The organism is Chryseobacterium sp. MEBOG06 (assembly GCF_021869765.1).
Taxonomy (GTDB): domain Bacteria; phylum Bacteroidota; class Bacteroidia; order Flavobacteriales; family Weeksellaceae; genus Chryseobacterium.
Genome location: NZ_CP084580.1, coordinates 3,193,161 through 3,214,458 on the forward strand (window position 1 = coordinate 3,193,161; position 21,298 = coordinate 3,214,458).

At 35.3% G+C, this 21,298-nt stretch carries 24 protein-coding genes; 3 read left to right on the forward strand and 21 right to left on the reverse strand.

The genetic code is table 11. The features are described 5' to 3' along the window. Window positions 1-3 precede the first annotated feature (3 nt). Entirely contained in the window at window positions 4-2,838 is a 2,835-nt protein-coding gene (locus LF887_RS14670; protein ID WP_236854992.1) for a SusC/RagA family TonB-linked outer membrane protein, read from the reverse strand. A 363-nt stretch (window positions 2,839-3,201) separates the two neighbouring features. Between LF887_RS14670 and LF887_RS14675 the strand changes: the two genes are divergently transcribed. After that, window positions 3,202-3,873, forward strand: coding sequence for a DUF4197 family protein (locus tag LF887_RS14675; protein ID WP_236854993.1), 672 nt, complete (start codon window positions 3,202-3,204; stop codon window positions 3,871-3,873). A 41-nt stretch (window positions 3,874-3,914) separates the two neighbouring features. Then, the gene (locus LF887_RS14680; RefSeq protein WP_236854994.1) at window positions 3,915-4,220 is read left to right on the forward strand and encodes a DUF493 family protein; all 306 of its coding nucleotides are present in this window, start codon (window positions 3,915-3,917) and stop codon (window positions 4,218-4,220) included. 210 nt (window positions 4,221-4,430) lie between these two features. Here the strand turns inward: LF887_RS14680 and LF887_RS14685 are convergent, their stop codons facing one another. From LF887_RS14685 to LF887_RS14755, 15 genes are all read right to left on the reverse strand, one after another. After that, window positions 4,431-4,781, reverse strand: coding sequence for an ArsC/Spx/MgsR family protein (locus LF887_RS14685; RefSeq protein ID WP_262912473.1), 351 nt, complete (start codon window positions 4,779-4,781; stop codon window positions 4,431-4,433). 88 nt (window positions 4,782-4,869) lie between these two features. Beyond that, window positions 4,870-5,484: a deoxynucleoside kinase gene (locus LF887_RS14690; RefSeq protein ID WP_236854996.1), complete on the reverse strand. Its 615-nt coding sequence runs from the start codon at window positions 5,482-5,484 to the stop codon at window positions 4,870-4,872. A 24-nt stretch (window positions 5,485-5,508) separates the two neighbouring features. Beyond that, window positions 5,509-6,447: a hypothetical protein gene (locus LF887_RS14695; protein WP_236854997.1), complete on the reverse strand. Its 939-nt coding sequence runs from the start codon at window positions 6,445-6,447 to the stop codon at window positions 5,509-5,511. A 144-nt stretch (window positions 6,448-6,591) separates the two neighbouring features. Next, window positions 6,592-7,617 (reverse strand): glutaminyl-peptide cyclotransferase, encoded by a 1,026-nt coding sequence (locus LF887_RS14700; protein ID WP_410681163.1) that lies wholly within the window; start codon window positions 7,615-7,617, stop codon window positions 6,592-6,594. Window positions 7,618-7,720: 103 nt separating this feature from the next. Next, entirely contained in the window at window positions 7,721-8,743 is a 1,023-nt protein-coding gene (locus tag LF887_RS14705) for a glutaminyl-peptide cyclotransferase (protein WP_236854999.1), read from the reverse strand. A 35-nt stretch (window positions 8,744-8,778) separates the two neighbouring features. Continuing rightward, window positions 8,779-9,159 carry a VOC family protein gene (locus LF887_RS14710; protein WP_236855000.1) on the reverse strand — a complete coding sequence of 127 codons (381 nt, stop codon included), beginning with the start codon at window positions 9,157-9,159 and terminating at the stop codon, window positions 8,779-8,781. Window positions 9,160-9,164: 5 nt separating this feature from the next. Further along, complete coding sequence (locus LF887_RS14715; RefSeq protein WP_236855001.1) at window positions 9,165-9,665, reverse strand: GNAT family N-acetyltransferase; 501 nt, start codon at window positions 9,663-9,665, stop codon at window positions 9,165-9,167. Then, the gene (locus LF887_RS14720) at window positions 9,637-10,095 is read right to left on the reverse strand and encodes an SRPBCC family protein (protein ID WP_236855002.1); all 459 of its coding nucleotides are present in this window, start codon (window positions 10,093-10,095) and stop codon (window positions 9,637-9,639) included. Before LF887_RS14720 ends, LF887_RS14715 begins: the two co-directional genes overlap by 29 nt. Before the next feature lie 76 nt (window positions 10,096-10,171). After that, entirely contained in the window at window positions 10,172-11,785 is a 1,614-nt protein-coding gene (locus tag LF887_RS14725; protein ID WP_236855003.1) for a Na+/H+ antiporter, read from the reverse strand. Between the two features lie 45 nt (window positions 11,786-11,830). Beyond that, window positions 11,831-12,835, reverse strand: a complete 1,005-nt coding sequence (locus LF887_RS14730) for a bestrophin family protein (protein ID WP_236855004.1) — start codon at window positions 12,833-12,835, stop codon at window positions 11,831-11,833. Window positions 12,836-12,920: 85 nt separating this feature from the next. Then, the gene (locus tag LF887_RS14735; protein WP_236855005.1) at window positions 12,921-13,598 is read right to left on the reverse strand and encodes a DUF2490 domain-containing protein; all 678 of its coding nucleotides are present in this window, start codon (window positions 13,596-13,598) and stop codon (window positions 12,921-12,923) included. Window positions 13,599-13,991: 393 nt separating this feature from the next. After that, the gene (locus LF887_RS14740; protein ID WP_236855006.1) at window positions 13,992-14,681 is read right to left on the reverse strand and encodes a response regulator transcription factor; all 690 of its coding nucleotides are present in this window, start codon (window positions 14,679-14,681) and stop codon (window positions 13,992-13,994) included. Window positions 14,682-14,693: 12 nt separating this feature from the next. Then, window positions 14,694-15,470, reverse strand: coding sequence for a sensor histidine kinase (locus LF887_RS14745; protein ID WP_236855007.1), 777 nt, complete (start codon window positions 15,468-15,470; stop codon window positions 14,694-14,696). 20 nt (window positions 15,471-15,490) lie between these two features. Next, entirely contained in the window at window positions 15,491-16,123 is a 633-nt protein-coding gene (locus tag LF887_RS14750) for a hypothetical protein (protein ID WP_236855008.1), read from the reverse strand. Window positions 16,124-16,143: 20 nt separating this feature from the next. Continuing rightward, the gene (locus LF887_RS14755; protein WP_236855009.1) at window positions 16,144-16,470 is read right to left on the reverse strand and encodes a hypothetical protein; all 327 of its coding nucleotides are present in this window, start codon (window positions 16,468-16,470) and stop codon (window positions 16,144-16,146) included. A gap of 349 nt (window positions 16,471-16,819) precedes the next feature. Between LF887_RS14755 and LF887_RS14760 the strand changes: the two genes are divergently transcribed. Continuing rightward, window positions 16,820-17,662, forward strand: a complete 843-nt coding sequence (locus LF887_RS14760; protein WP_236855010.1) for a T9SS type A sorting domain-containing protein — start codon at window positions 16,820-16,822, stop codon at window positions 17,660-17,662. Window positions 17,663-17,787: 125 nt separating this feature from the next. Here the strand turns inward: LF887_RS14760 and LF887_RS14765 are convergent, their stop codons facing one another. The 5 genes from LF887_RS14765 to LF887_RS14785 all read right to left on the reverse strand — a co-directional run bounded on the left by LF887_RS14765 (window position 17,788) and on the right by LF887_RS14785 (window position 21,219). Beyond that, complete coding sequence (locus LF887_RS14765; RefSeq protein WP_236855011.1) at window positions 17,788-18,237, reverse strand: VOC family protein; 450 nt, start codon at window positions 18,235-18,237, stop codon at window positions 17,788-17,790. A gap of 51 nt (window positions 18,238-18,288) precedes the next feature. Continuing rightward, window positions 18,289-18,660, reverse strand: a complete 372-nt coding sequence (locus LF887_RS14770) for a VOC family protein (protein ID WP_236855012.1) — start codon at window positions 18,658-18,660, stop codon at window positions 18,289-18,291. Window positions 18,661-18,755: 95 nt separating this feature from the next. Next, complete coding sequence (locus LF887_RS14775) at window positions 18,756-19,226, reverse strand: hypothetical protein (RefSeq protein WP_236855013.1); 471 nt, start codon at window positions 19,224-19,226, stop codon at window positions 18,756-18,758. Between the two features lie 11 nt (window positions 19,227-19,237). Further along, on the reverse strand, window positions 19,238-19,693 hold the full coding sequence (locus tag LF887_RS14780) for a DUF1569 domain-containing protein (RefSeq protein ID WP_236855014.1): 456 nt from the start codon (window positions 19,691-19,693) through the stop codon (window positions 19,238-19,240). Between the two features lie 317 nt (window positions 19,694-20,010). Continuing rightward, the gene (locus LF887_RS14785) at window positions 20,011-21,219 is read right to left on the reverse strand and encodes an ABC transporter permease (RefSeq protein ID WP_236855015.1); all 1,209 of its coding nucleotides are present in this window, start codon (window positions 21,217-21,219) and stop codon (window positions 20,011-20,013) included. Window positions 21,220-21,298: the final 79 nt, after the last annotated feature.

The following is a 21,298-nucleotide window of genomic DNA, read 5'->3' on the forward strand; positions in this document are numbered from 1 at the left end:
TTTCTAAAAGTTTACGTTTAAACCAAAAATAAATGATCTCAATGTAGGATATGAGTTCAGCTCTACTCCGGCAAGTTTATATGGATTTCCTTCTGCTGTTGCATCCGCTGCATTATATCCTGATAATTCAGAAGAATATCCTGAATATTTGGACCAAACAACTGGGTTAATAGCACTAACATATAATCTTATAGATTTAACATTTTTCACTACATTCTTAATAGTATATCCTACTGAAATATTATTAATTCTAAAATAGTCTCCGTCTTCTAAGAAAAATGTAGATGCAATTGGTATTGCAGTTGTAGGTGCAGGATTTGCTGCATTGGTATTAGTAGGAGTCCAGTAATCATTAGCTACTGAAGATTCAATATTTTCCCCGCTGATTCTTTGAGCCTTTTTACCATTATAGACTTTAAAACCAAAAGCACCATATCCGTTAGCAGCAAAATCCCAATTTTTATAGCTTAAAGATACATTGATACCTAAAGTAGATTTTGGAATATAAGAATCAAAATATTTTCGGTCACCTGCATCTGCAGATCCTGTCACTCCATTTCCATTAAGGTCTTTATATTTCATAGCACCGTTTGCATCATATCCGTCAAACTCCCACAAGTAGAAACTTCCTAATGCATGGCCTACCGTTGATCCATTGAACAATTTAGTCCATTGTCCATTACCCAAATCTCCGCCACTGAGCTGAGCAACATTTTTTTCAGTATTAACTTTCGTTAGCTTATTTTTATTATATGAATAATTAGCTCCAACAGAATAAGTCCAGTTTTCACCAACTTTATCAGCCCAGTTAAGCGAGAATTCCAATCCTTTATTAACTACAGCACCCATATGAGAATAGTAAGTTTCTGACTGCCCTGAAGTCAGGAAATTAGAAATCCCTAAAATCAGATTTTTTGTTTCCCTGTTATAAGCATCTACCGAACCTGTCAGTCTGTTATTCAAGACCGCGAAATCAAGTCCTACTGATGATTCTTCTGTAATTTCCCATCCTAAAGTCGGATCATATCCTTTATTAACAGTAATTCCGTTACTTACCGCATTACTGTTTCCAAAACCATAATTATAAACTGTTCCTGAACTAAGTGATAAGTAGTTTAAAGGAACTTTCTGATTCCCTAATCTACCCCAACCTCCTCTAAGTTTTAAAAGGTTAAAGAAGCTATCTTTCATAAAATCTTCTTCAGACACTATCCAACCTGCACCAAATGATGGGAACGTTCCCCATTTTTGACCTGCAGCAAACTGAGAGGAGCCATCTCGTCTTACGGTAGCACTTAAAAGATAACGGTTCATCAGTTTATACTGTGCTCTAGCAAAATATGATATTGTTGTGTTTCTGTCTCCTTTTACTGATGTTAGATTTTGTACATTATTCACGTAATCAAAGCCACTAAGATTCCAGTAATTTTGGTCAGTTAATAAAAGATTTCTTCTCGTAAGGTTTAATGATTCAACACCATTGATTACTGTTGCTTCTGTACCTACCGTTGATTCAATATCATGTACTCCAAACTTTCTATTATATGTTAAGTAGTTTGTAAGTGACCAGTTATAATAATCTTCTTTCTTGTTAAGAAGAGTATTTCTGGCATTTTGCCCTGGAAAATCACCTGGTACTCTTGTAGGATCTGCCGCTAACCAAACTGCTACGGCATCCGTAAAATTGTACGCTTTATAATTTCCATATTCACCACTAAACTGAGAAGTGAATTTTAATCCTTTCATGATATCAATATCCAACTTCAGACCTCCCTGCATAATCATGCCTTTATTTTGCTGATTATCAAAAAATAGCTGGCTTTCAGGATTCCCTACGTTATTAAATTGATTTCCAATATAATCTACCACACCATTGGAGTTAACTCTTGGAAGCCCAAACTGTCCAGATGCATAACGAACCGGAACTATAGGAGACTGCTTATATGCAGTCGTAAAAGCATTTAGTGGTTTTGGTGTTTCTTTTGTGAAAGCAATACTTAAGTTTTGTGATAGGGTAACTCCTTTTGCAATTTTAAATTCATTATTTGATCTAATCGTTGCACGGTTATAATCCGTACCACGAAGAATAGACTGCTCATCATAGTTACTTAAACTTAAGAAATATTTTACAGATTCTGAAGAACCTGAAATCGAAAGATTATGCTGATTGTAAATACCCGTTCTTGTGATTTGCTTGTACCAGTCAGTATCTACAGGTTGATTAAGAGAAAATTTATTGATTCCTAACGCTATATTGTTATAGTTAGCAAATTCTGAAGCATTTGCCATTTTTACTGTTCTTAAAGGATTTCTAATTCCAATCAGTCCGTCGTAAGAAACACTCAACTTTCCTTTACCTCCTTTCGTTGTAATAATAATAACTCCATTTGCTGCTCTGTTTCCATAGATAGCAAGTGCAGCCGCGTCTTTTAATATATCATAGGTAAGAATATCATTACTGTTTATATTATTAATGTTACTGGCAAACATCCCATCTACAACATATAAAGGTTCTCTTCCTCCCAGTACTGTACCCATTCCTCTAATCATTACACTAGGAGTGGAACCAGGTAAATCCGAAGCTGTCACCTGTACCCCTGCTGCTTTACCCTGGATAGCCTGCGAAGCATTTAATACTTTTGTCCTGGTTACTTCTTCTGCACTGATGGAGCTGATAGATGTTGTATTATCTACTTTTTTACGACTACCATACCCGATCATTACCACCTCGTCAATCTTCTGGACTTTGGCAGAATCAGGTGTAGTCTGTGCATTCACGTTCATTCCGAAGTACAAAACCGCGATAAGGCATGAATACTTTAAATTACATTGTTTCATATAGTTTCGAGTTTATTCAAATAATCAAATTTTGATATGTCTTAATAAGTGGAGTTATTTAAAATCTCAAAAAAAGACATTAGCCAAAAATATAAAAAATATCCCACCATGTTAAATTATCTTAAAAATTTAACAACTATTGTTTTTTTTTGAATTAAAAATGAAATAGGATCAGTTTTTATGAGTTTATATTCAAAACAATATGGAATAACATAATATATCTCTAATAGGAAAATAGCAATTTTAACATAAAAATTCACCAAATTGACTCCCTAAATTAATATTTTGTTAAATAAAGAATAGTATTTACCTTTGGTGCAGTTTTTGAGAAAAGCAATAAGAAAAAAATCAATAAAAAGATTAATGAAAAAATACATCATTGCAGCCGCTCTTATTATCGGAACCGGCGCAGTCATTACCACTACGGTACAGTCCTGTACTACCCTGGCGACAAGCGACATGGGGCTTTCTATTATTAAAAGGATGCTCTTGAATGGTATTGATAAAGGAATGGGGGTTTACGCGAATAAAGAGGCCTTCCTGCAGAATAACATGGTGGATAAAGCTCTTCCAAAAGAGCTCAGAGATATCAACTCTATGCTGGAGAATATTGCGCCTTCATTGGTCGCTAAGGAAAGGGATTATATCGCACAGGCAGCTGCTTACACGGTAAATACTTCAAAACCTATTTTACAGGGTGCGGTAAACAGTCTGAACGCTCAGGACGTCACAAGAATTATCCAGGGAACTACTGCTACACAGATTCTGAAAGAAAAAACCTCTCAACAGCTTATTGCAGCCATTGCTCCTAAAGTGGATGAGAAGCTGAATGAATACGGTATTGTAAAAACAGTCAACACTGCATTGGCCGGAAATAATTTCCTTGGCAGTCTTTTAGGAGGAAACAAGAACACTGTAAGCTCAGGAGGGCTAAGCCAGCTTGCTTCTGAACAGCTTGTCAACGGACTTTTCAATATCATAGAAGATTATGAGCACCAGAACTCCAAGTCCTTACTAGGACCATTTGGAAAATAGGAAATTTTTCATTAAATTTATATTAATATTAATAATTGCAGATGGATATATTACAAGGAAATCAACACGCAAGTCCTGAAGATTTCTATAAGTCTTTAAAGGAAAAACTGGAAGATCATCACGATTTTCCTGAGGATTATTTATTCAAATTTATTATTCCTACAGACCAGTCAAAATTAACTGAAATTTACAAGGTTTTTGATGGTATTAAATTTACATTGGGAAACCGTGAAAGCAAAAATGGAAAATACACAGCCTGCAATATCAACGCATTTGTATTGGATGCTAATCAGATTGTGACTATTTATAAAGAAGTAGCAAAAATAGAAGGAGTTATTCTATTGTAAAAATGAATCGGCTGTCTCTTTGAGACAGCCGATTTTATGAACATCCATCCATTCTCAGAAAAAAATCAACCTAATATAAAAATCCATCTTTGGAGATTTGATACGGTTTATTTTTTAACGAATTTCAAATATTGTCTTGAATATATTTTAAAGCACAAAAAAGCCCATTTATTTATAAAACGGGCTTTTTTATTATTTATTAATTCTTAATTATTTATCAATAAAGAATTTGACATTTTCAATAGGCCTTCCCAACATTGCTACAGAGCCTTTCACCAGAATAGGTCTTTGTATCAGTGAAGGATTTTCAGACAAAATCTTAATCCATTCCTCTTCGGAATAGTTTTTATCGGCATACTTTTCCATATATAGTTTATCCATTTTACGGATAATATGAAAAACGCTTTGATTCAGCTTCTTCAAAACTGTTTTGATCTCCAGAATGCTTAACGGATCTTCGATGATATTAATGATTTCAAAAGGCACACCATTTTCATCAAGGTACTCTAACACAGCATTTGATTTCGAACAGTTTCCGTTATGTAAAACTTTCACTAACATCTTTAATTGCTTTAAAAAATTAAACTTACTTATCTCAAAATTAATAAGAATTCTCTTGAGATTGTCTTAACATTCTGATAAATGTTTGTTAAAACAATCCGTGCAATTCTGCTTCAATCTTTTCCAGAATAAGCCCGAAATCTTCCGGTTTTTCTACAAAATCAAGATCATCCACTTCAATAATCAGAAGTTTACCTTCTGTATAGCCGGAGATCCATTTTTCGTATTTCTGATTGAGTTTTGAAAGGTATTCAATACTAATTGACGCTTCATATTCACGTCCTCTTTTATATATTTTCTTTACCAGATTGGGAACATCTGATTTTAAATAGATCAATAAATCCGGAGCTGATACAAATGATTTCATCAGATCAAAAACCGATGAATAGTTATTAAAATCTCTGTCAGAAAGAAGGTTCATATCATTTAAGTTTTCTGCAAAAATGTGTGCATCTTCATAAATGGTACGGTCCTGAATAATATTTTTACCGCTTTCTCTGATCTCTTTCACCTGACGGAATCTGCTTCCCAGGAAGTACACCTGCAACGCAAAGCTCCATTTGCTCATATCCGAATAAAAGTCCTCCAGATACGGGTTATGATCTACATCTTCAAATTGTGCATCCCATCCGTAATGCTTGGAAAGCATTGTGGTTAAAGTTGTTTTTCCCGCTCCAATGTTTCCTGTAACTGCAATATGCATATTATTTTTCCTTGTATTTACTGATTAATCGACAAGCTTTTCTACGCCGGCAGTCTGAAGGTCGGAAACCTCTTCAATCAGTTCTCCTAATGTATTGTCTGAAGGTTTTCCCGCTGTTTGTTCATCCGGATTTACTTTAGGTTTTTCTATAGATTCCGGCTGAATTTCCAATTGTTTCAGCTGCTTGGCTTTTTTTACTTTTTCAAGGCTGTAAAGATAGAGTTTGTTACCCTTGATTTCAAAATAAGAGAGGATATTTTTATCCACAATTTGTGCATCCGGATCATCAAAAATGGTTGTCATACCTTTTTCAGGAACGTATTTTGAAATCAGATTATTGGCAATAACCAGAATGTTATCATTCTCTCTCCTGAATCTTTTTCCGTTATCGATAGGAGCTTCAAAGAGTTTTTCAAATTTAAGGTTATAGATCCTGATATGTTTTCTTGTTAAAATATAGACTTTACTTTCATAAACCAGAAGGTCCATCAAATCTTCAAAGCTTACATCAAACGGATATGAATTGATGGTAGTATCATTTCTGAAATTATATTGTATCAGGCGTTTTGTACTGTCATCCAATAACCATAATTGCTGCAAATCTTCAGCATAAGCCATTCTGATAAAACCAAATTTCTGCTTAAAATCAATACGCTGAATCTCATTCATGTTTTGGTCCACAAATTTCATCTCCTGAGCATTTTCTGAAAACAAAGAGACATTCAGCGGATTCTGTACACTTTGCACTTTATAGGGTACGGTAAGCATCATTTTTCCGATCTGTTTTCCTAAGGAATCATATTTGGTAAGACTAAAATCTTTGTTTTTATAGATATACAGATTTCCATAGTCATCGGCCAGCATATCTTTGGCTTCCTTAAGTTTTAAAGTATCTAAAGGAATAATATTCTGCGCCGAAGCTGTACAGAAAAGGAAAAAAAATAATAAGTTTAAAAACTTCACTCTGTTTTTTTAATGTGTTCAATATACAGAAAAATAATTTCATCTAAAAGGCCGCCAAATCTGATCTAATTTTTTTTAATATTCATGAAAACTGAAATAATCAATTTGATCTTTGGGATCTATAATCATTCAGCTGCGTTTATTTTATTTAATCGCAACTTCATAGATTTTGGCCCACTTTTTTCCTGTGATGAGCATATTGTCTCCTTTAAAGGCTATTCCGTTTAAAACGTTTTCACTATCACCATGATTGTTTTCCTTTGTAAGTTTGGTGAAATCAAACTTACCTACAGCTTCTCCGGTTGCAGGATTAATCTTTAATATAATAGGGTTATGCCATACATTCGAATAAATAAATCCGTTATGATATTCCAGTTCATTCAGGTTATCGTAGGTTGTTTTGTTCCCGGCTACAGACACTTTCTTCACCACTTTTGAAGGGTCATTCACATCCAGAAAATAAAGATTTTTTGAACCATCGGTGGCCACAAGGTTTTTCCCGTCATAGGTAAGCCCCCACCCCTCTCCAATTACATTTGGCAAAGGAAATTCTGAAAGTTTTTTTAGTGTATTTTTATCGTAGATAAAACCAATTTTATTTCTATAGGTTAACTGGTAAATTTTATCGCCCACTACAGCGCAGCCTTCGGAGAAAATTTCAGGTGGCTGCTTTTCAATGATGGCAGGTACCTTTGACCCTAGTGTATATTTTATAAGCTGGGATGCTTTTTCCAATCCGTCACTTTCATAGATTGTATTTCCTTCTGCCAGGAAACCTTCAACAAAGTTATTGGGATCATGCGGATATTCTGCAATAATCTGATAGGAAATATTTTGTTCAGGATTTTTTGCAAATACGTTGATTGTAGCATCCTGATTCAAGGTTTCTCCGCTTTTGGTTTTAATCATAAAGATTACATTATTGTCTCCCAATGTGAAAAGTTTGGGATCAATCAGCAAGCCGGAACTTTCCTGATCTTCAACACTTAATGTAATGGATTCTGCATTATCGGTAACTTCTTTGGGAAGACTAAGTTTATCTCCGAAATGATATCCTTTTTTTTCTTTTGAATTATTGTAATCAGCCAGAGTATCCATCATCTTCTCGTTTTTTTTGCATGATGACAGCAAAAGAACAGCTGCAAAACCGGCCAGTATATTTAGTTTTATAAAATTTCTTATCATTCTTCAAAAATACTAAAATTGATCTGTAACTATAAAAATAGCGCACCCTAGGGAACGCTATTTTCTATAAATAAACTGTTATTTCAAATTATTTGATCTGAACTTCATAGATTTTTGGCCAGTTTTTACCTGTTACCAGCATATTTTCTCCTTTAAAGGCAATTCCGTTCAGTACATCATCACTCCCTTTTGTATTTTGCTTTGCAATTTCTGTGAAGTCAAATGTTCCTACTACTTCTCCATTTGCAGGATTGATCTTTAAAATAATTGGTTTCTGCCATACATTTGCATAGATAAATCCGTTGTGATATTCCAGTTCGTTCAGTTGGTCATATGCCTGAGAGCTTCCTGCTACGGCAATGTATTTCACTACTTTGGAAGGATCAGCCGGATCAAGGAAATATAAAAGCTTGCTTCCATCTGATGCAATCAGATTTTTCCCATCATACGTTAATCCCCATCCTTCTCCCAATACATTTGGGTAAGGGAATTCTGAAAGCAGTTTTAAAGAACTTTTATCATAGATATATCCTTTTTTGCTTTGCCACGTCAACTGGTATACTTTATCTCCTACAATGGTACTTCCTTCAGAAAAATCTTCTTTAGCCTGCTTTGTAGATGCAAGAGGAGTTGTTGTTCCCAATGTGTATTTTAAAATCTGTGAAGATCCGTTCTGTCCATCACTCTCATAGATCGTATTTCCTTCAACCTGGAATCCTTGTACGAAATTTTTGGGATCATGAGGATATTCTGCAATAATCTGGTAAGAAATATTTTGTTCAGGATTTTTTGCAAATACATTGATTGTGGCATCCTGATTCAGTACTTCTCCTCCCCTTTTTTTGATATTGAATGTAACCGCATTATCTCCCAATGTGAAAAATTTCGGATCAATGGCTAAATTGGAAGTTTCTTTGTCACCAAAGCTGATGGTTACGCTTTCTGCATTTTCTGTGACCTCCTTTGGAAGTTCCAGCTTATCACCAAAGTGATATCCTTTTGACTCCATTGAAGTATTATACGTATTTAAGGTATTAAGAATCTCTTTGTCCTTATTACAAGATGCCAGTAGTAGAATTGCTGCGAAACCCGCTATTATATTTTTTTTCATTGATTTTCTAAATATTTCCCCAAAAATAGCAAATTTTATTCCGTCTTGCCAATATTATCGACAGACTGCCCGAATTGTAGTATATAACCATTGTTGTCATAGACTCCAAATTCTCTCATTTCCCATTCAAAAGTTTCAATTTCATAACATATTTTTGTTTTGGCTTTAAGGTCTTCCCAAAGCTCATCAACATGATCAACATTGAAATAGAAAGAGCCTGTAAAGCCTATTCCATTAAGCTTTTCATATGCATTTTGGGAAATCATAATCTCCACTTCGTCTTTACGGAGTGACGCCCATCCCCAATCGTCATTTTTTCCCACCAGGGTAAACCCTAAAATCATGGTATAAAAAGTAATCGTTTCGTCTATACTTTCTGTCCAGAGTACAGGACGGATTGCTGTAAATAATGCCATACTTTTTAAAAGTCAAAACGGTTCTTATTAATTTTCATATTGACTGAAATCCATATTTCATGATCAATACTTACTTCGCTCATGACATCAGGATCAATCTCAAAACCTACTTTTTTATAGCATTCAATTGCTCCCGTATTCCAATCGTATACATTGAGTTCTGCTGTTTCTCTATCAAAATTATGGAAACCGTATTTCAGCAGCTCCTGTACTGTTTTCTTTCCGTAACCTTTTCCACGGTTATTTTCATTCCAGATCAGTATTCTTCCGAGAAGAAAAGTATTTTCTTTTAAAAATATCTGAGCATGTCCTATTGCATTCTGATCGGTTTCGCCAATGATTTTGAACAAGGTTCTGTTCTCATCAGAAAGGTCTTTTTTCAACTGATCTTCCGTAAGAGGGAAACTGTACATAGGACCTGCAAACTGAAGAAGTGCTCGCTTATCTGGTATCCTGGAAATGAGCATCTGAATATCTTCAGTTTTGAAAGGCTGTAATTTGATCATCGTGATAATTTTCTAAATACTCTTTTAAACTCTGCCCAATAATTGTATTCCATCCTCCTGTGAAATTTTCTCTAGAAAAACCTGCTCCAAGGTCTTTGAAGTTTTCAATTCCTTCATGGGTTAACTTTACAACAGTTCCTTTTTCTCCGGACGAGAGTTCCCATGTTACCACTGTTTTCAGATCAGAAAAATCCGGATAAGACCATGTATGTTTTAATTTCTTATGGGGTACAATTTCTATAATTTCGCACTGGTGATGGTATTTATTTTCGCCACCGGGTTCATAAAAATTAAACAGGTGTCCTTTTTTCAATTCAAAATCCGGGATATCGAAATACCAGGATTTCATTTCAATCTTATTAGTCAATGCATTCCAGATTCTTTCGGCTGGAGCATTTACTGTATACTGAACGGTGATAGGTGTATTCATCTTTTTAATTTTAAAACTACAGTCGGATCCTTTTTCAACGTCTGACCACGATATTTTTTATATCTAAAAACGGAGTCTATCCATGAGAAAACCCGGTGATCTTCGCTTCATCAAAGTCCAACTGCATTTCAATGGTTCTCATCACATGATCATCGAATATTTTCTCTCTTTTCATTCTATGGAGCTCATTTCTCTGTGCCTGAATAATCTGACGCAGGACATCTTTATTTTCATTCACTGCGGTGACATAATCTCCAGTTGAGGCCATACATTGAGCTTTATCTGCCATCAACATCATTTCATTTTCGAGCTTATGCTTTTGGTGGCGTACAAGACTATTAGATGCAGCCAGTTCAGAAAAGTCATTATCAAGTTTATGTAAAGCGGCCTCTTTCAATTTACGCATCAGAATCACCTCCTGTTTCTCTTCCGGCAGCTCGCTTCCTGAATCCTGAATATTCAGCAGTTTCAAAATCGGGCTCAATAATAATCCCTGTCCTACTAAAGTGATCAATATGATAACGAAAGTTACGAATAAAATGATATTTCTATGGGGAAATACATCTCCATTCGGAAGAAAAGCCGGAATAGAAAGTGCTGCAGCCAGTGAAACGACTCCTCTCATCGCTGCAAAACTGATGATAAAAGGCTCCCGCCAATCCGGTTTGGGAACTTTCAATCTTAGTTCTTTAGAACAGACTCTTGGGAAATACATTAATGCATAGCTGTATAATATTCTGGTTCCGATGATAGCTCCACCAATGACCACACTGTAAAATATTCCTTCAGAAATGGTGTATTCTTTCATTCCTTCCACTACTATAGGAAGTTCTAAACCGATAAGAATAAAGATAATGGTATTCATCAGAAATATCAGTACACTCCAGACATTCCCTGACTGAATTCTTGAAGTATGGCTCAGATAGCAATGCGAATTATAAGACATCAACAGTCCTCCTGCTACTACTGAAAGCACTCCGGAAAAATGAAAATGTTCTGCTCCTACATACATAATGTACGGTACAATAAGGGTGATAATGGTATCAATATTGGAGTTGGTCGGAATAATCCTCAGCAATGCTCCAAACAGAAAACCTACTGCTACTCCCACAGCAATTCCTCCGAGAGCCATAGTAAAGAAATCCTGAACAGCATCTCTCCAGATAAACTGTCCTGAAATAACTGCTGCAAGTGCAAATTTAAATACAATTAAGCTGGAAGCATCATTGATAAGGCTTTCACCTTCAAGAATACTGGTAATCTTTTTCGGTATTTTCATATGCTTCAACACAGAAGTGGCTGCTACTGCATCCGGTGGCGAATTTACTCCTCCCAGCAGGAACCCCATAGCCACTGTCAGCCCCGGAATAATGGAAGATGAAAGATAAGCAACGACTATTGAGGTAAGGAATACAAGCCCGAAAGCCATAGAAAAAATCTGCTTTCTCCATTTATGAAAGTCCTGCCATGAAGTAAACCATGCTGCCTCAAACAAAATAGGCGGCAGAAAAATAAGAAAAACCAAATCCGGTTCTATCTCTATACGCGGCATTCCCGGAATAAAGCTTATCAGTAATCCTGCGATCACAAGAAAAATAGGATAAGCCACTTTCAGTTTCTGCCCAATCATGACTAATATCATTACAGACAGTAAGACTACAATGGATATTATAACATAGCTGTGAATCATTTTTGATATCGTTTTTTTAAGTATTATTTTTTTGAAGCTGTCCGATTACAGCACAATATTATTCTTAGGAGCAATTGCCGGAGGAAGATCAGATTCATCCAGCATATCCCTCATATCTATTTCTATGGTACGGCTTATCTGGGTAATCGGGACATCATTCGGGCTTCCTTCAAAAGGGTTTACAGAGGCTTCTCCGACACTGTCTAAAGTATGAAAACACCATGTCACCAATAATGAGAAAGGAATATTAAACCAAAGTGTCCATCCTTCTACCACAGTACCTTCTCCCAATTTACCAAATTCTTTGAGTAAGCCGAAAGGGACAAAAACAATAAATAAGAGCAAAAGGTAAGTGGTAATGGAGGAAAAGTTTCTTGGATATGGGAAATTTTTTATTCTTTCAGCTTTTCCCTGACTATCGGTAAGTTTCACTAATTGCTGATTGATCTGCGTCCACTGAAAGTCATTGATCTCCCCTTTTTGGTATGCTTCAGACAGCTCTTTACTTTGGATGGCCATCAATTGGGTAGCTCTGTTTTTCTTACTTAAAATATACTGAAGTTCATTTTCAGAAAGGTATTTTTTCAGCTCTTCATCCAATTTTGTCATCCTTTCCGGAATTTCATATTTTTTGGAGTATTCGTCAAACTGTGCGGTTCCCATGTTTTCCCAGGCTCTGGGCTCACGAAGCTGAAACCTTAGCGCAGTAAGCCATGCATAATGGCGAAGAAACATGTCCTTTACTTTTTGTGAGTCTTTTGAGATAAGAGCATCTCTAAGGATATACCCAAAACTCCGGCTGTCATTAATGATGGCGCCATAAATCTGTCTTGCTTCCCATAATCTGCTGTAACTGGCATTGTTTTTAAATCCTACAATAAAGGCTACAGCTGTTCCCAAAATAGCGATTGGCTGCCAGGGTACTGAAAGGAATGTCCAGCCTAAAAAGTACAAAACCGTTGGAATTGCTGACAAAACAATTAAAGCATAAATACTGCGCCTCGTCCAGCTGATGAACTCCCCTGCGCCAAACCTTTTTCCCGAATGCATAAGTGTTTATTTTATTGTGTTTATTACTTATTTGTTGTTTTCAAATAATCGTCATCATCAGGATCTTCAGCAGTAATTGTTATGATCAGTTTTTAGTAAATGGAATATTATTATAAAAACCGATCTGAATCTGTCCGCGATTCTTATTTTCCTGAATCTGGTTCATGTATCCTGCTTCTATTCTCATATTTTTATTAATTACATAGCCTAAAGCGCCATATACTCTGTTCCTATCGAAAACCGGACTGTTGAAATGAAGAAAGATCTCATTATATACGGATGCATACAGTGTTTTGGGAAGCATCTCTTTCTGAGTAATCGGAATATTGAAACCTAACATATATCGAAATCTCATTCTAAAATCATCTTCCAGAAAACGTTCTTCTAAGCGATATCGGTGCTGAATATTAAAGCGCCCGAACTTCTGTTTTGTAATATACTGCTGGAAAATTCTATGTTCAATATTTTCTTTTTTTTCTCCGTTTACATAAGGCTGACTCAGAATGAAACCATATCCCAACAAAACATTATTGTTATTTTCTGTCAGGTCATATCCAATTCCTGTACGTACTAAAAGCTGTTCCAGATCTCCGATACCATCAAAATTCCGGTACTGGATTTCGTTATGCCAGTTCAGTTTCTTACTGATCTTATTATTCCCAAAGTACATATACCAGGCACCCAGATCACTTTTCTGTGCATACGTCAATACAGAACCTAATCCTAATACAGCAAAAGCCAGCTTCGTAAAAACCTTTCTCATATTTATCAATTACTATTATCTATCGTTTTTAACAAAATTAATAATTTTAATCAATAATAGCAAGCAAATATTAAATGTAGCTTGAAACATTTTTTACAAGTAAATCATTTCAAATCTGAGGTTTTCCCTAATTACATTTCATTTTATTCCAAAACCTTTCTATCAGGACGTTTTCTATTTTTCATCAAAGTAGTTATACCTTCTGGTATTCAAATTCAGGCTAATTCATTTATCCGGCACTCTGAACGATATAACCTTCGCAAAGTTAAAAAATTGAATGAAAGTTATAAAAACTAAACCTCCAAAGTACTAATTTTCAGAGGTTTAATTTGATTTTAAAATTGGATTATTTTAAAGCTTCTATATCGTTTCTGTATGAAAACTAATCTAACTTTATTCAAACCGGTCTTTCAGATAGTTCATATCTGCAATTTTGCTTTCAATTGCGTAAACAACTAAACCGGCTGTATTTTTGGCTCCGGTTTTCAGTAAGAGACTATTGCGGTGACCTTCAACAGTTCTTGAACTTAAAAAAAGCTGGTCTGCAATTTCAGAGGTGCTGTATTGTTTGCAGATTAATTCCAATACTTCTTTTTCTCTTTTGGAAATATGATTGGCATCAAAAATACTGGACACTTTCTTTTTGGGTTCTGTAAGGTTTTGATGTAATGCTTCCAGTACTTCATTATTATAAAAAAAACCTTTATCATGTACTTCCCGAATCGCATTGAGCAATTCCGAAGGAGTCGAATTTTTTTTAAGAAAAGAACAGGCCCCTGACTGGATCATATTCACAATAAAAGCTTTTGTATTATAACTGGTGAGTGCAATAATCTTTATCTGAGGATATTTGATGTGGATCTGCTTGGTAGCTTCTACTCCGTTAACTTCCGGCATATTAAGATCCATGAGAATGATATCCGGAAGCTCTTCAAGGGCTGACAGCTCATCAAGCAGCTCTTTACCATTGCTGAAATCACTGACGAGCTCAATATCTTTCTCTCTCTGTAGCAACAATGAGATTCCCTGACGAAACAGGGCTTCATCATCTACCGCTATTACCCGAATTATATCCTTTTGCATCTTATTAATTATTTAAAATGTAAATTCTACTGTAATTCCTTTTCTGTTTTCACTTTCAATTTTCAAAGTACCATTAATCAGTTCTACGCGGCTTCTGATATTCCGAAGGCCCAATCCTCCTTTCAAAGTATCTTCATCAAGATTAAATCCTTTGCCGTCATCTTTATAAATGCAGGTGTTTTTTCCATCTTTTCCTATAAATTCTATTTCAATATGGGTGCTTTCACCATGTTTTATAGAATTATTGATCAGCTCCTGAACTATTCTAAAGATATGCAAATTTTTTTCATTTTCTGCTTTTGCAAAGTACAGACTGCTGGAATAGGAAATCTGTATGGTCTTAGAAAGATTAATTTCAGAACATAATGCATCTATCGCTGCATGCAGTCCAAATTTCTCTAAAATAGGAGGAAGCAAATCGTGTGAGATTTGCCTGGCACTTTCTGCTGTTTTGTTGACCAAATGTATTATTTTATTTTTCAGTTCGTTATATTCTTCTCTTGTGGCATTTTCGTAATCCAGCAGATGGATATTTAAAGAGACAACACTTAGTTTTGAACTGATATCATCATGCAGATCCTGTGCGATCCGCAATCTTTCTTTTTCCTGAGCGCTGATAATTGCATGGGTAAGGTCTTTCTCGTACCTGACTTCCAGTTCTTTTTTCTCAATAAGATTTCTGGTTATTTTCTTATTTGAAAAATAATAAAATAGGATCAGGGTAACGGCCAGTAAAGTAAATGCCAGAAAGGTATAAACAATAGTGGAGATAATTGTATTCTCATTCATCTTTTAAATAATAACAGTAATTACACATTTTTTCTACGGAAAGAAAGATATTCTGCCAAAATAAAAATCTGGTATACAATAAACATCACAACATTGAAAACCCATATCTCTTTATGCAGTTTTCTATTCATTACCGTATATAAATTTCCGGACAGAAATATCACGGTACTGCTTATCAGGTACAGTAAAAGTCCCAGGCTTATATAATTATATTTTTTTTCGGTATCCAATATATTGTACAAATGAAATAATGCCAGGATAACAATAGAATAAGAGGTGGCAAAAATTTCAAACAGATTAAAAACAAAATATTTTTCCGGATATATAATATATTGTATAACAAGAACCGCAGGAATGGCAATTAAAAGAGTACGCGCTGCTTTCTTCTGATATTTTTCAGTTAAAATCTCATGAAAAAATAAACCCAGCAGCAGAAACTGACCTATCAGATAATAATGAGAGAAAAAAAGATTATTAATCTTCTGGTAATTTAATACATAGAAGACAATTTCACATATTAATATCCAGGCTAAATAGCTTATAAAAAATATATAGGCTTTTCCGGAACCGGAAAAGCCTATACAGTATACTGCCAGATTAATCAGCAGAATGCCTTTTCCAATTAATGACAATATTTCAATCCACTGATCCACTGATATCTGTTTTTTTCAGGTTATGACTCCCACCACTTATTGGCAGAGCATACACTTGGACAGGGAGTTGTCATATCATATATATAATCTCCTGTTTCATAATTTACAATATCATTATCTTTATCATCAACTCCTACTAACAGGAATTTAAATTCTCCACCGTCGGTAATTGCATTATATCCTCGAAACTTTTCAATTCCTTTGTCTTTACTGAAGATATCATCTACATCTTGTGCCGGAATGAGGTGGGCTTTTATCGACATTCCGTCAATATCTTTTCTATTCTGCCAATTGTTAATCCATTTTTTGGCGTCTTTTAATAAGACTGCATGTTTAGGTAATTCCATAGTTTTTAATTTTATTTACATAATGGTTTATTAATGAATATTATCAATAAAAACACACTACAAGTTATAAAAAAAACAAATTATATTGCCAAAATAAATTCATTTAATTTTTAGCTGTACAGAAGCCGTCTTTCCTTTTCAAAAGTAGAATAATACAGGATACAAAGACTGCGTATTTCTACGTGTTTTTCAATTCAGTATTTAATACGCTGCTCCCGCTTTTAAATTCAGCGTTACTTTGAGGTATCCTTAATAGAGAAACTGAACAAGGGAAATGAAAAGTTCTGACATTTTATTTTCTTCTGTAAAATATTTTGAAAAAAAATACCAACTATAAAAAATCTCTACCATGAAAAAAATTATCTTCTTTGCAATTCTTGTTTTCATAAGCAATTTTGCATCTATGAGTGCACAGACGAGCACTGTAACTTTTGAAACTTCACCTGGTGGCACCACAAGCTTTACCAGTAATGGATATACATTTAACATTGTTTCACAGGCAGGAACTTTTAGAATTCAATCCAACTACCCGGGAACCGGCTGGAACGGAACAGCCAATGATAATGTTTATATCGACAATACCGGAACAACCAACATCCCTTCGCCTTCATTCAGTATTAAAAGTACCTCTTCATTTACTGTATCAAAATTCTGGGTCTTTCTAAGCAATACTGCTTTAAACCAATCTACCTCCTCAGGAACTCTTATTATTACAGGAAAATTAGGCGGTATCATGAAATTCACCACAACAAAAACGTCCGGCTTCAATACTACTTTCAATGCTACAACGGGAACTACAGGTACTTCTAACGGATTTACGCTGATTGATCTTTCTACCCTGAATAATCAGAATAACAGCAATACAATCATTGACGAGATCCAGCTGCAATCAACCGGAGGCTATTTATATATGTGCCTTGATGCCTTTACATGGACAAAACCTGCAACGCTGGGAATTGCAGAAAATATCATCAAAGACAAAGCCCAGATATATCCTAATCCAACTTCAGGAGTCTTCCATATAGACCTGGCTAAAAATACTAAGGTTTCCTTATATGATCAGTCCGGAAAGCTTGTCCAAGCTGAAGAAGCTGTAAAAGGTGAAAATAAAATTGACATTACCCGTCTTCCGAACGGAATTTATCTCATCACAACAGAATCAGGAAGCTATAAAATTCTTAAAAAAGATTAACCAATCTCTGTTCCTGATACCGGTTCCAATTAAATTTTGAAAACCGGAAAATAGAAAAGGACTAGTCAATCAAAAAAACCGACAGATATCTGTCGGTTTTTAAATATTTTAAATATAAATACATTTTACGGATGCTGCTGCATTTTGGCAGGATCGTCATAGTTTACCATCCAGTTAATTCCGAATTTATCGGTAAACATCCCAAAATAGGCTCCCCAGAATGTATCTGCCATTGGCATGGTTACCTGTCCGCCTTTAGAGAGGCCATTAAACAATTTACCCGCTTCTTCTTTAGATTCTGCATTGATAGAAATTGAGAAGTTATTTCCTGCCTGAAATTGAGAAGCCCATTCTCCTCCTGTATCACTTCCCATCAAAACAGTTTCTTTGGAAATCGGAAGGGTTACATGCATTATTTTATCTTTATCTTCTTCAGCAGCCTCTTTCCCTTCCATTGGAGGCATCTCTCCAAAAGTTCCGATATAAGGGTATTCACCTCCGAAAACCGATTTATAGAAATCAAATGCTTCCCTGCAGTTTCCGTTGAATGTTAAATAAACATTTACTGTTGCCATGATTGTTTTTTTTAGTTAAGTTTTTTATCAAATACTATTTCAGACACTTCATTATCTGTGCTGATCTATTAAAATCATATTACCATCAGGATCTTTCAGGTAAATATGTTCAGGTCCTGAAGTAGCTTCGTCGGCTTCTTTGTCAATTTCTACCCCACTTTCCTTTAAATGCTTCTGAATCTCACGCACATCGTCAAAAGATTCAAGATTATGTGCATTCTCATCCCATCCCGGATTGAAGGTAAGCATATTCCCATCAAACATCGCCTGAAAAAGACCTATCAGAGTAGATCCATTTTTCATGACCAGATAATTCTGTTCTGTATTTCCAGCCATTGTAGTAAAACCCAGTTTCTCATAAAAATCTTTAGATTTCTGAAGATCCTTTACACTTAAGCTGATCGAAAAAGCTCCTAGTTTCATATAATTGTTATCGAGTTATTATTCAAAGTTACTGACCCGAAATCCGGCGTTCAGATTCTGCATTAAAATTGATGGTAAGGCTGTAATGCTTTTATTTACTGGTTTTTTAAATGGGTTTTAAAATCCAGCGTCCCGTCATAACTTTTCCAGTCACCAATCAGTTCAATATACTGCCCTTCTATCTTCTCCGTTTTCCTGTTCCATTTAAAATTATAAACAAACTTTCCTTTAAGAAGTCCAGAATGTTTTCCCTTATTTTCCTCTGCCAGTTCATAGTCTCCGAATATGGTCCCCTGTTTTTTAGCATCTTTATACTTTGAAATGGTAATTTTACCTTCGAACTTTGTATAATTGGTATCCACAAGGGTATAACCTGAAACAAAATATTCCTGGTCATTTTTTTTATTCTGCTCAGCAGTATTGATCTTCAGTTTGAGTCCCTGACCTTTACTTCCGATCGTTCCTATATAAGGTTTGCTATTGTTCAGCCAGGTATTTGAAATATCCGGCATCTGCCCCAATACAAAGTGAGCGGTAAAAATAAAGAGTAATAAAAGTTTTTTCATAGGTTGGTTTTCTAAACGCCAAACTGGCCTAAGTGGTGGTTGAGATGTTTTGCAAACATATTATTCCACTCCTGGGCTTTTAATTTTCCGAAAGAAAAAGATTCTTTATCATCAAAAGCGTCTGCTCCCAATTGCTGGGTCTTTTGAATAAAACCGATTAATCTTGTTTTTTCTTCCTGGAAATTTTTTCTGGTCGTTACTAAAAACTGAGGCGAAGTAGGAGAATCTCTTGGATAAGCTTTTTCACCTACCACTTTAGATTTTACAAAAGTTTTTAAAATAAATTTTGCAATAGATCCCGGTTTTTTATGTTTTTCAGGCTCATAAACCATTTCATATGTTATGCAACAATGCGCCAACATCTGATCAACTGTCATTTTCCCCCATAAGCCATGGGTATCCTCTACCAATCTGTTGATTCTATCAATATAGTTTTGAGCATCTTTTGCATCAAATACGTTTTCCATTTTTTTCTAATTTATAACAAACAAATATATCAGTTTTTTCGTTTGATTTTATCTATGAGTAAATATTTCGTGATGAAAAACAAATGTAGGTTTTGAAGTGATATTTTTTGGTTGTGCGTGGCCGGTTTCCGGATGGAAAGGTTACAGGAAAGTCAGAGAAGAAAAGAATATAGGTTTTGCTCAATGTTTTGGCTCTTTTAATATCACTATTGAATCATCATATTTAGCCACAGAATTCTTAACCGACTATTGAAAGCAGACCAATAACCGACTACTATAAAACTGCAGCTTCAAAAATCATCAGGGGACGGAAAAAATTATTCAGCGGTATCATGAAAAGCATCCTCAGCCGCGATCTCCTGCGGAGCAGCCTTTTTGAAAATAAACCAAAGTTTAATCTTTAAGGCAATCCAGCCTAAAATGGCATAAACTACTAAAAGAATGCTAAGATGTTTCAGGTAAGGAAAAGTGAGCTCAACAGACCCCTTTTGAATTAATAAAATTTTAAAAGCCTGCAAAAATGGAGTCAATGGAATAATATTGGCGATAAACTGAACGAAAGCAGGCATCGCACTCAAAGGCCATGTAAATCCACTGATAATGAAAGCAGGAGAAGCAATAACCATAAGAATCTGTGTAGCCTTCAATGCATCTGGAATAAGGATACTTATAAATACTCCCAAAAATGAAACTGATCCCACAAAAACAGCCGTAAGAAGTATAAAATTGAGTATTCCCTCCGGCATCGGGACCCTGAAGATCATATGCATGAAGTAATAAATTCCTACAATAAGAATAGAAAATACCCAGATTGGGATCACCTTGATAAGCATTGTTGGGAATGCCCATTTTTTCATTTTAAGATATTCTTTCACAAAGGAACCTCTTTCAAATTCTGCAGCAAAACTCACTGCCATTGCCAACAGAATAACCTGCTGTAAAACGACAGCCAGCATCGCCGGCCACATAAAGATCAGATAATTTCCCGTGGTATTGAATAGTGTAATATAATTGGCTTTGAAAGGCTCATATTGGGTAGCTGCTTTTGCCGCAGGCATTCCCGCCTTCTGTAATGCTTTTATGGAAGCTCCTGCAGAGAAAGTTCCTATGGTAAGCTGTAGCGCTTTGGATGCAAAATTGGCCGTTAGCACGTTTCCTGTATTGATATAAACATTCAGCTCAGGATACTTTTTTTGAAGCATATCTCCTTCAAATCTGGAAGGAATAATCACAACTCCGGCAGCCTCGTGCCTGATCACCTCATCTTTAATACTCAGAGGTTCCTGCAGGTATTTGATAATTTTGATACTTTTATTATCATCCAGCATTTCCGTCAATTGATTAGAGAGCGGAGTATTATCTCTGTCAATAACCAATACGGGAGTATTTTCCACTTTTCCGCTTTTGTAGACAAACCCCAGCAAGGTTGCGTAAAAGACGGGTGCCAGAAAGAACACAGTCCTTAAGGTAGAATTGCCGATAAAAAGTTTGAACTCACGTTTTAAAAGACGGAAAAATTCTTTCATCTGTATATTTTTATATTTTTAATGGACACGGAATCTAAGATCTATTCATTCTTTATCAGAGATGAAAATCATCTATCCT

Excerpts from the sequence above, each read along its gene's own strand:
- LF887_RS14670 (WP_236854992.1), bottom strand. The coding sequence starts at position 2,838 with ATGAAACAATGTAATTTAAAGTATTCATGCCTTATCGCGGTTTTGTAC.
- LF887_RS14675 (WP_236854993.1), top strand. The coding sequence starts at position 3,202 with ATGAAAAAATACATCATTGCAGCCGCTCTTATTATCGGAACCGGCGCA.
- LF887_RS14680 (WP_236854994.1), top strand. The coding sequence starts at position 3,915 with ATGGATATATTACAAGGAAATCAACACGCAAGTCCTGAAGATTTCTAT.
- LF887_RS14685 (WP_262912473.1), bottom strand. The coding sequence starts at position 4,781 with ATGTTAGTGAAAGTTTTACATAACGGAAACTGTTCGAAATCAAATGCT.
- LF887_RS14690 (WP_236854996.1), bottom strand. The coding sequence starts at position 5,484 with ATGCATATTGCAGTTACAGGAAACATTGGAGCGGGAAAAACAACTTTA.
- LF887_RS14705 (WP_236854999.1), bottom strand. The coding sequence starts at position 8,743 with ATGAAAAAAAATATAATAGCGGGTTTCGCAGCAATTCTACTACTGGCA.
- LF887_RS14710 (WP_236855000.1), bottom strand. The coding sequence starts at position 9,159 with ATGGCATTATTTACAGCAATCCGTCCTGTACTCTGGACAGAAAGTATA.
- LF887_RS14715 (WP_236855001.1), bottom strand. The coding sequence starts at position 9,665 with ATGATCAAATTACAGCCTTTCAAAACTGAAGATATTCAGATGCTCATT.
- LF887_RS14720 (WP_236855002.1), bottom strand. The coding sequence starts at position 10,095 with ATGAATACACCTATCACCGTTCAGTATACAGTAAATGCTCCAGCCGAA.
- LF887_RS14725 (WP_236855003.1), bottom strand. The coding sequence starts at position 11,785 with ATGATTCACAGCTATGTTATAATATCCATTGTAGTCTTACTGTCTGTA.
- LF887_RS14730 (WP_236855004.1), bottom strand. The coding sequence starts at position 12,835 with ATGCATTCGGGAAAAAGGTTTGGCGCAGGGGAGTTCATCAGCTGGACG.
- LF887_RS14735 (WP_236855005.1), bottom strand. The coding sequence starts at position 13,598 with ATGAGAAAGGTTTTTACGAAGCTGGCTTTTGCTGTATTAGGATTAGGT.
- LF887_RS14740 (WP_236855006.1), bottom strand. The coding sequence starts at position 14,681 with ATGCAAAAGGATATAATTCGGGTAATAGCGGTAGATGATGAAGCCCTG.
- LF887_RS14745 (WP_236855007.1), bottom strand. The coding sequence starts at position 15,470 with ATGAATGAGAATACAATTATCTCCACTATTGTTTATACCTTTCTGGCA.
- LF887_RS14755 (WP_236855009.1), bottom strand. The coding sequence starts at position 16,470 with ATGGAATTACCTAAACATGCAGTCTTATTAAAAGACGCCAAAAAATGG.
- LF887_RS14760 (WP_236855010.1), top strand. The coding sequence starts at position 16,820 with ATGAAAAAAATTATCTTCTTTGCAATTCTTGTTTTCATAAGCAATTTT.
- LF887_RS14765 (WP_236855011.1), bottom strand. The coding sequence starts at position 18,237 with ATGGCAACAGTAAATGTTTATTTAACATTCAACGGAAACTGCAGGGAA.
- LF887_RS14770 (WP_236855012.1), bottom strand. The coding sequence starts at position 18,660 with ATGAAACTAGGAGCTTTTTCGATCAGCTTAAGTGTAAAGGATCTTCAG.
- LF887_RS14775 (WP_236855013.1), bottom strand. The coding sequence starts at position 19,226 with ATGAAAAAACTTTTATTACTCTTTATTTTTACCGCTCACTTTGTATTG.
- LF887_RS14780 (WP_236855014.1), bottom strand. The coding sequence starts at position 19,693 with ATGGAAAACGTATTTGATGCAAAAGATGCTCAAAACTATATTGATAGA.
- LF887_RS14785 (WP_236855015.1), bottom strand. The coding sequence starts at position 21,219 with ATGAAAGAATTTTTCCGTCTTTTAAAACGTGAGTTCAAACTTTTTATC.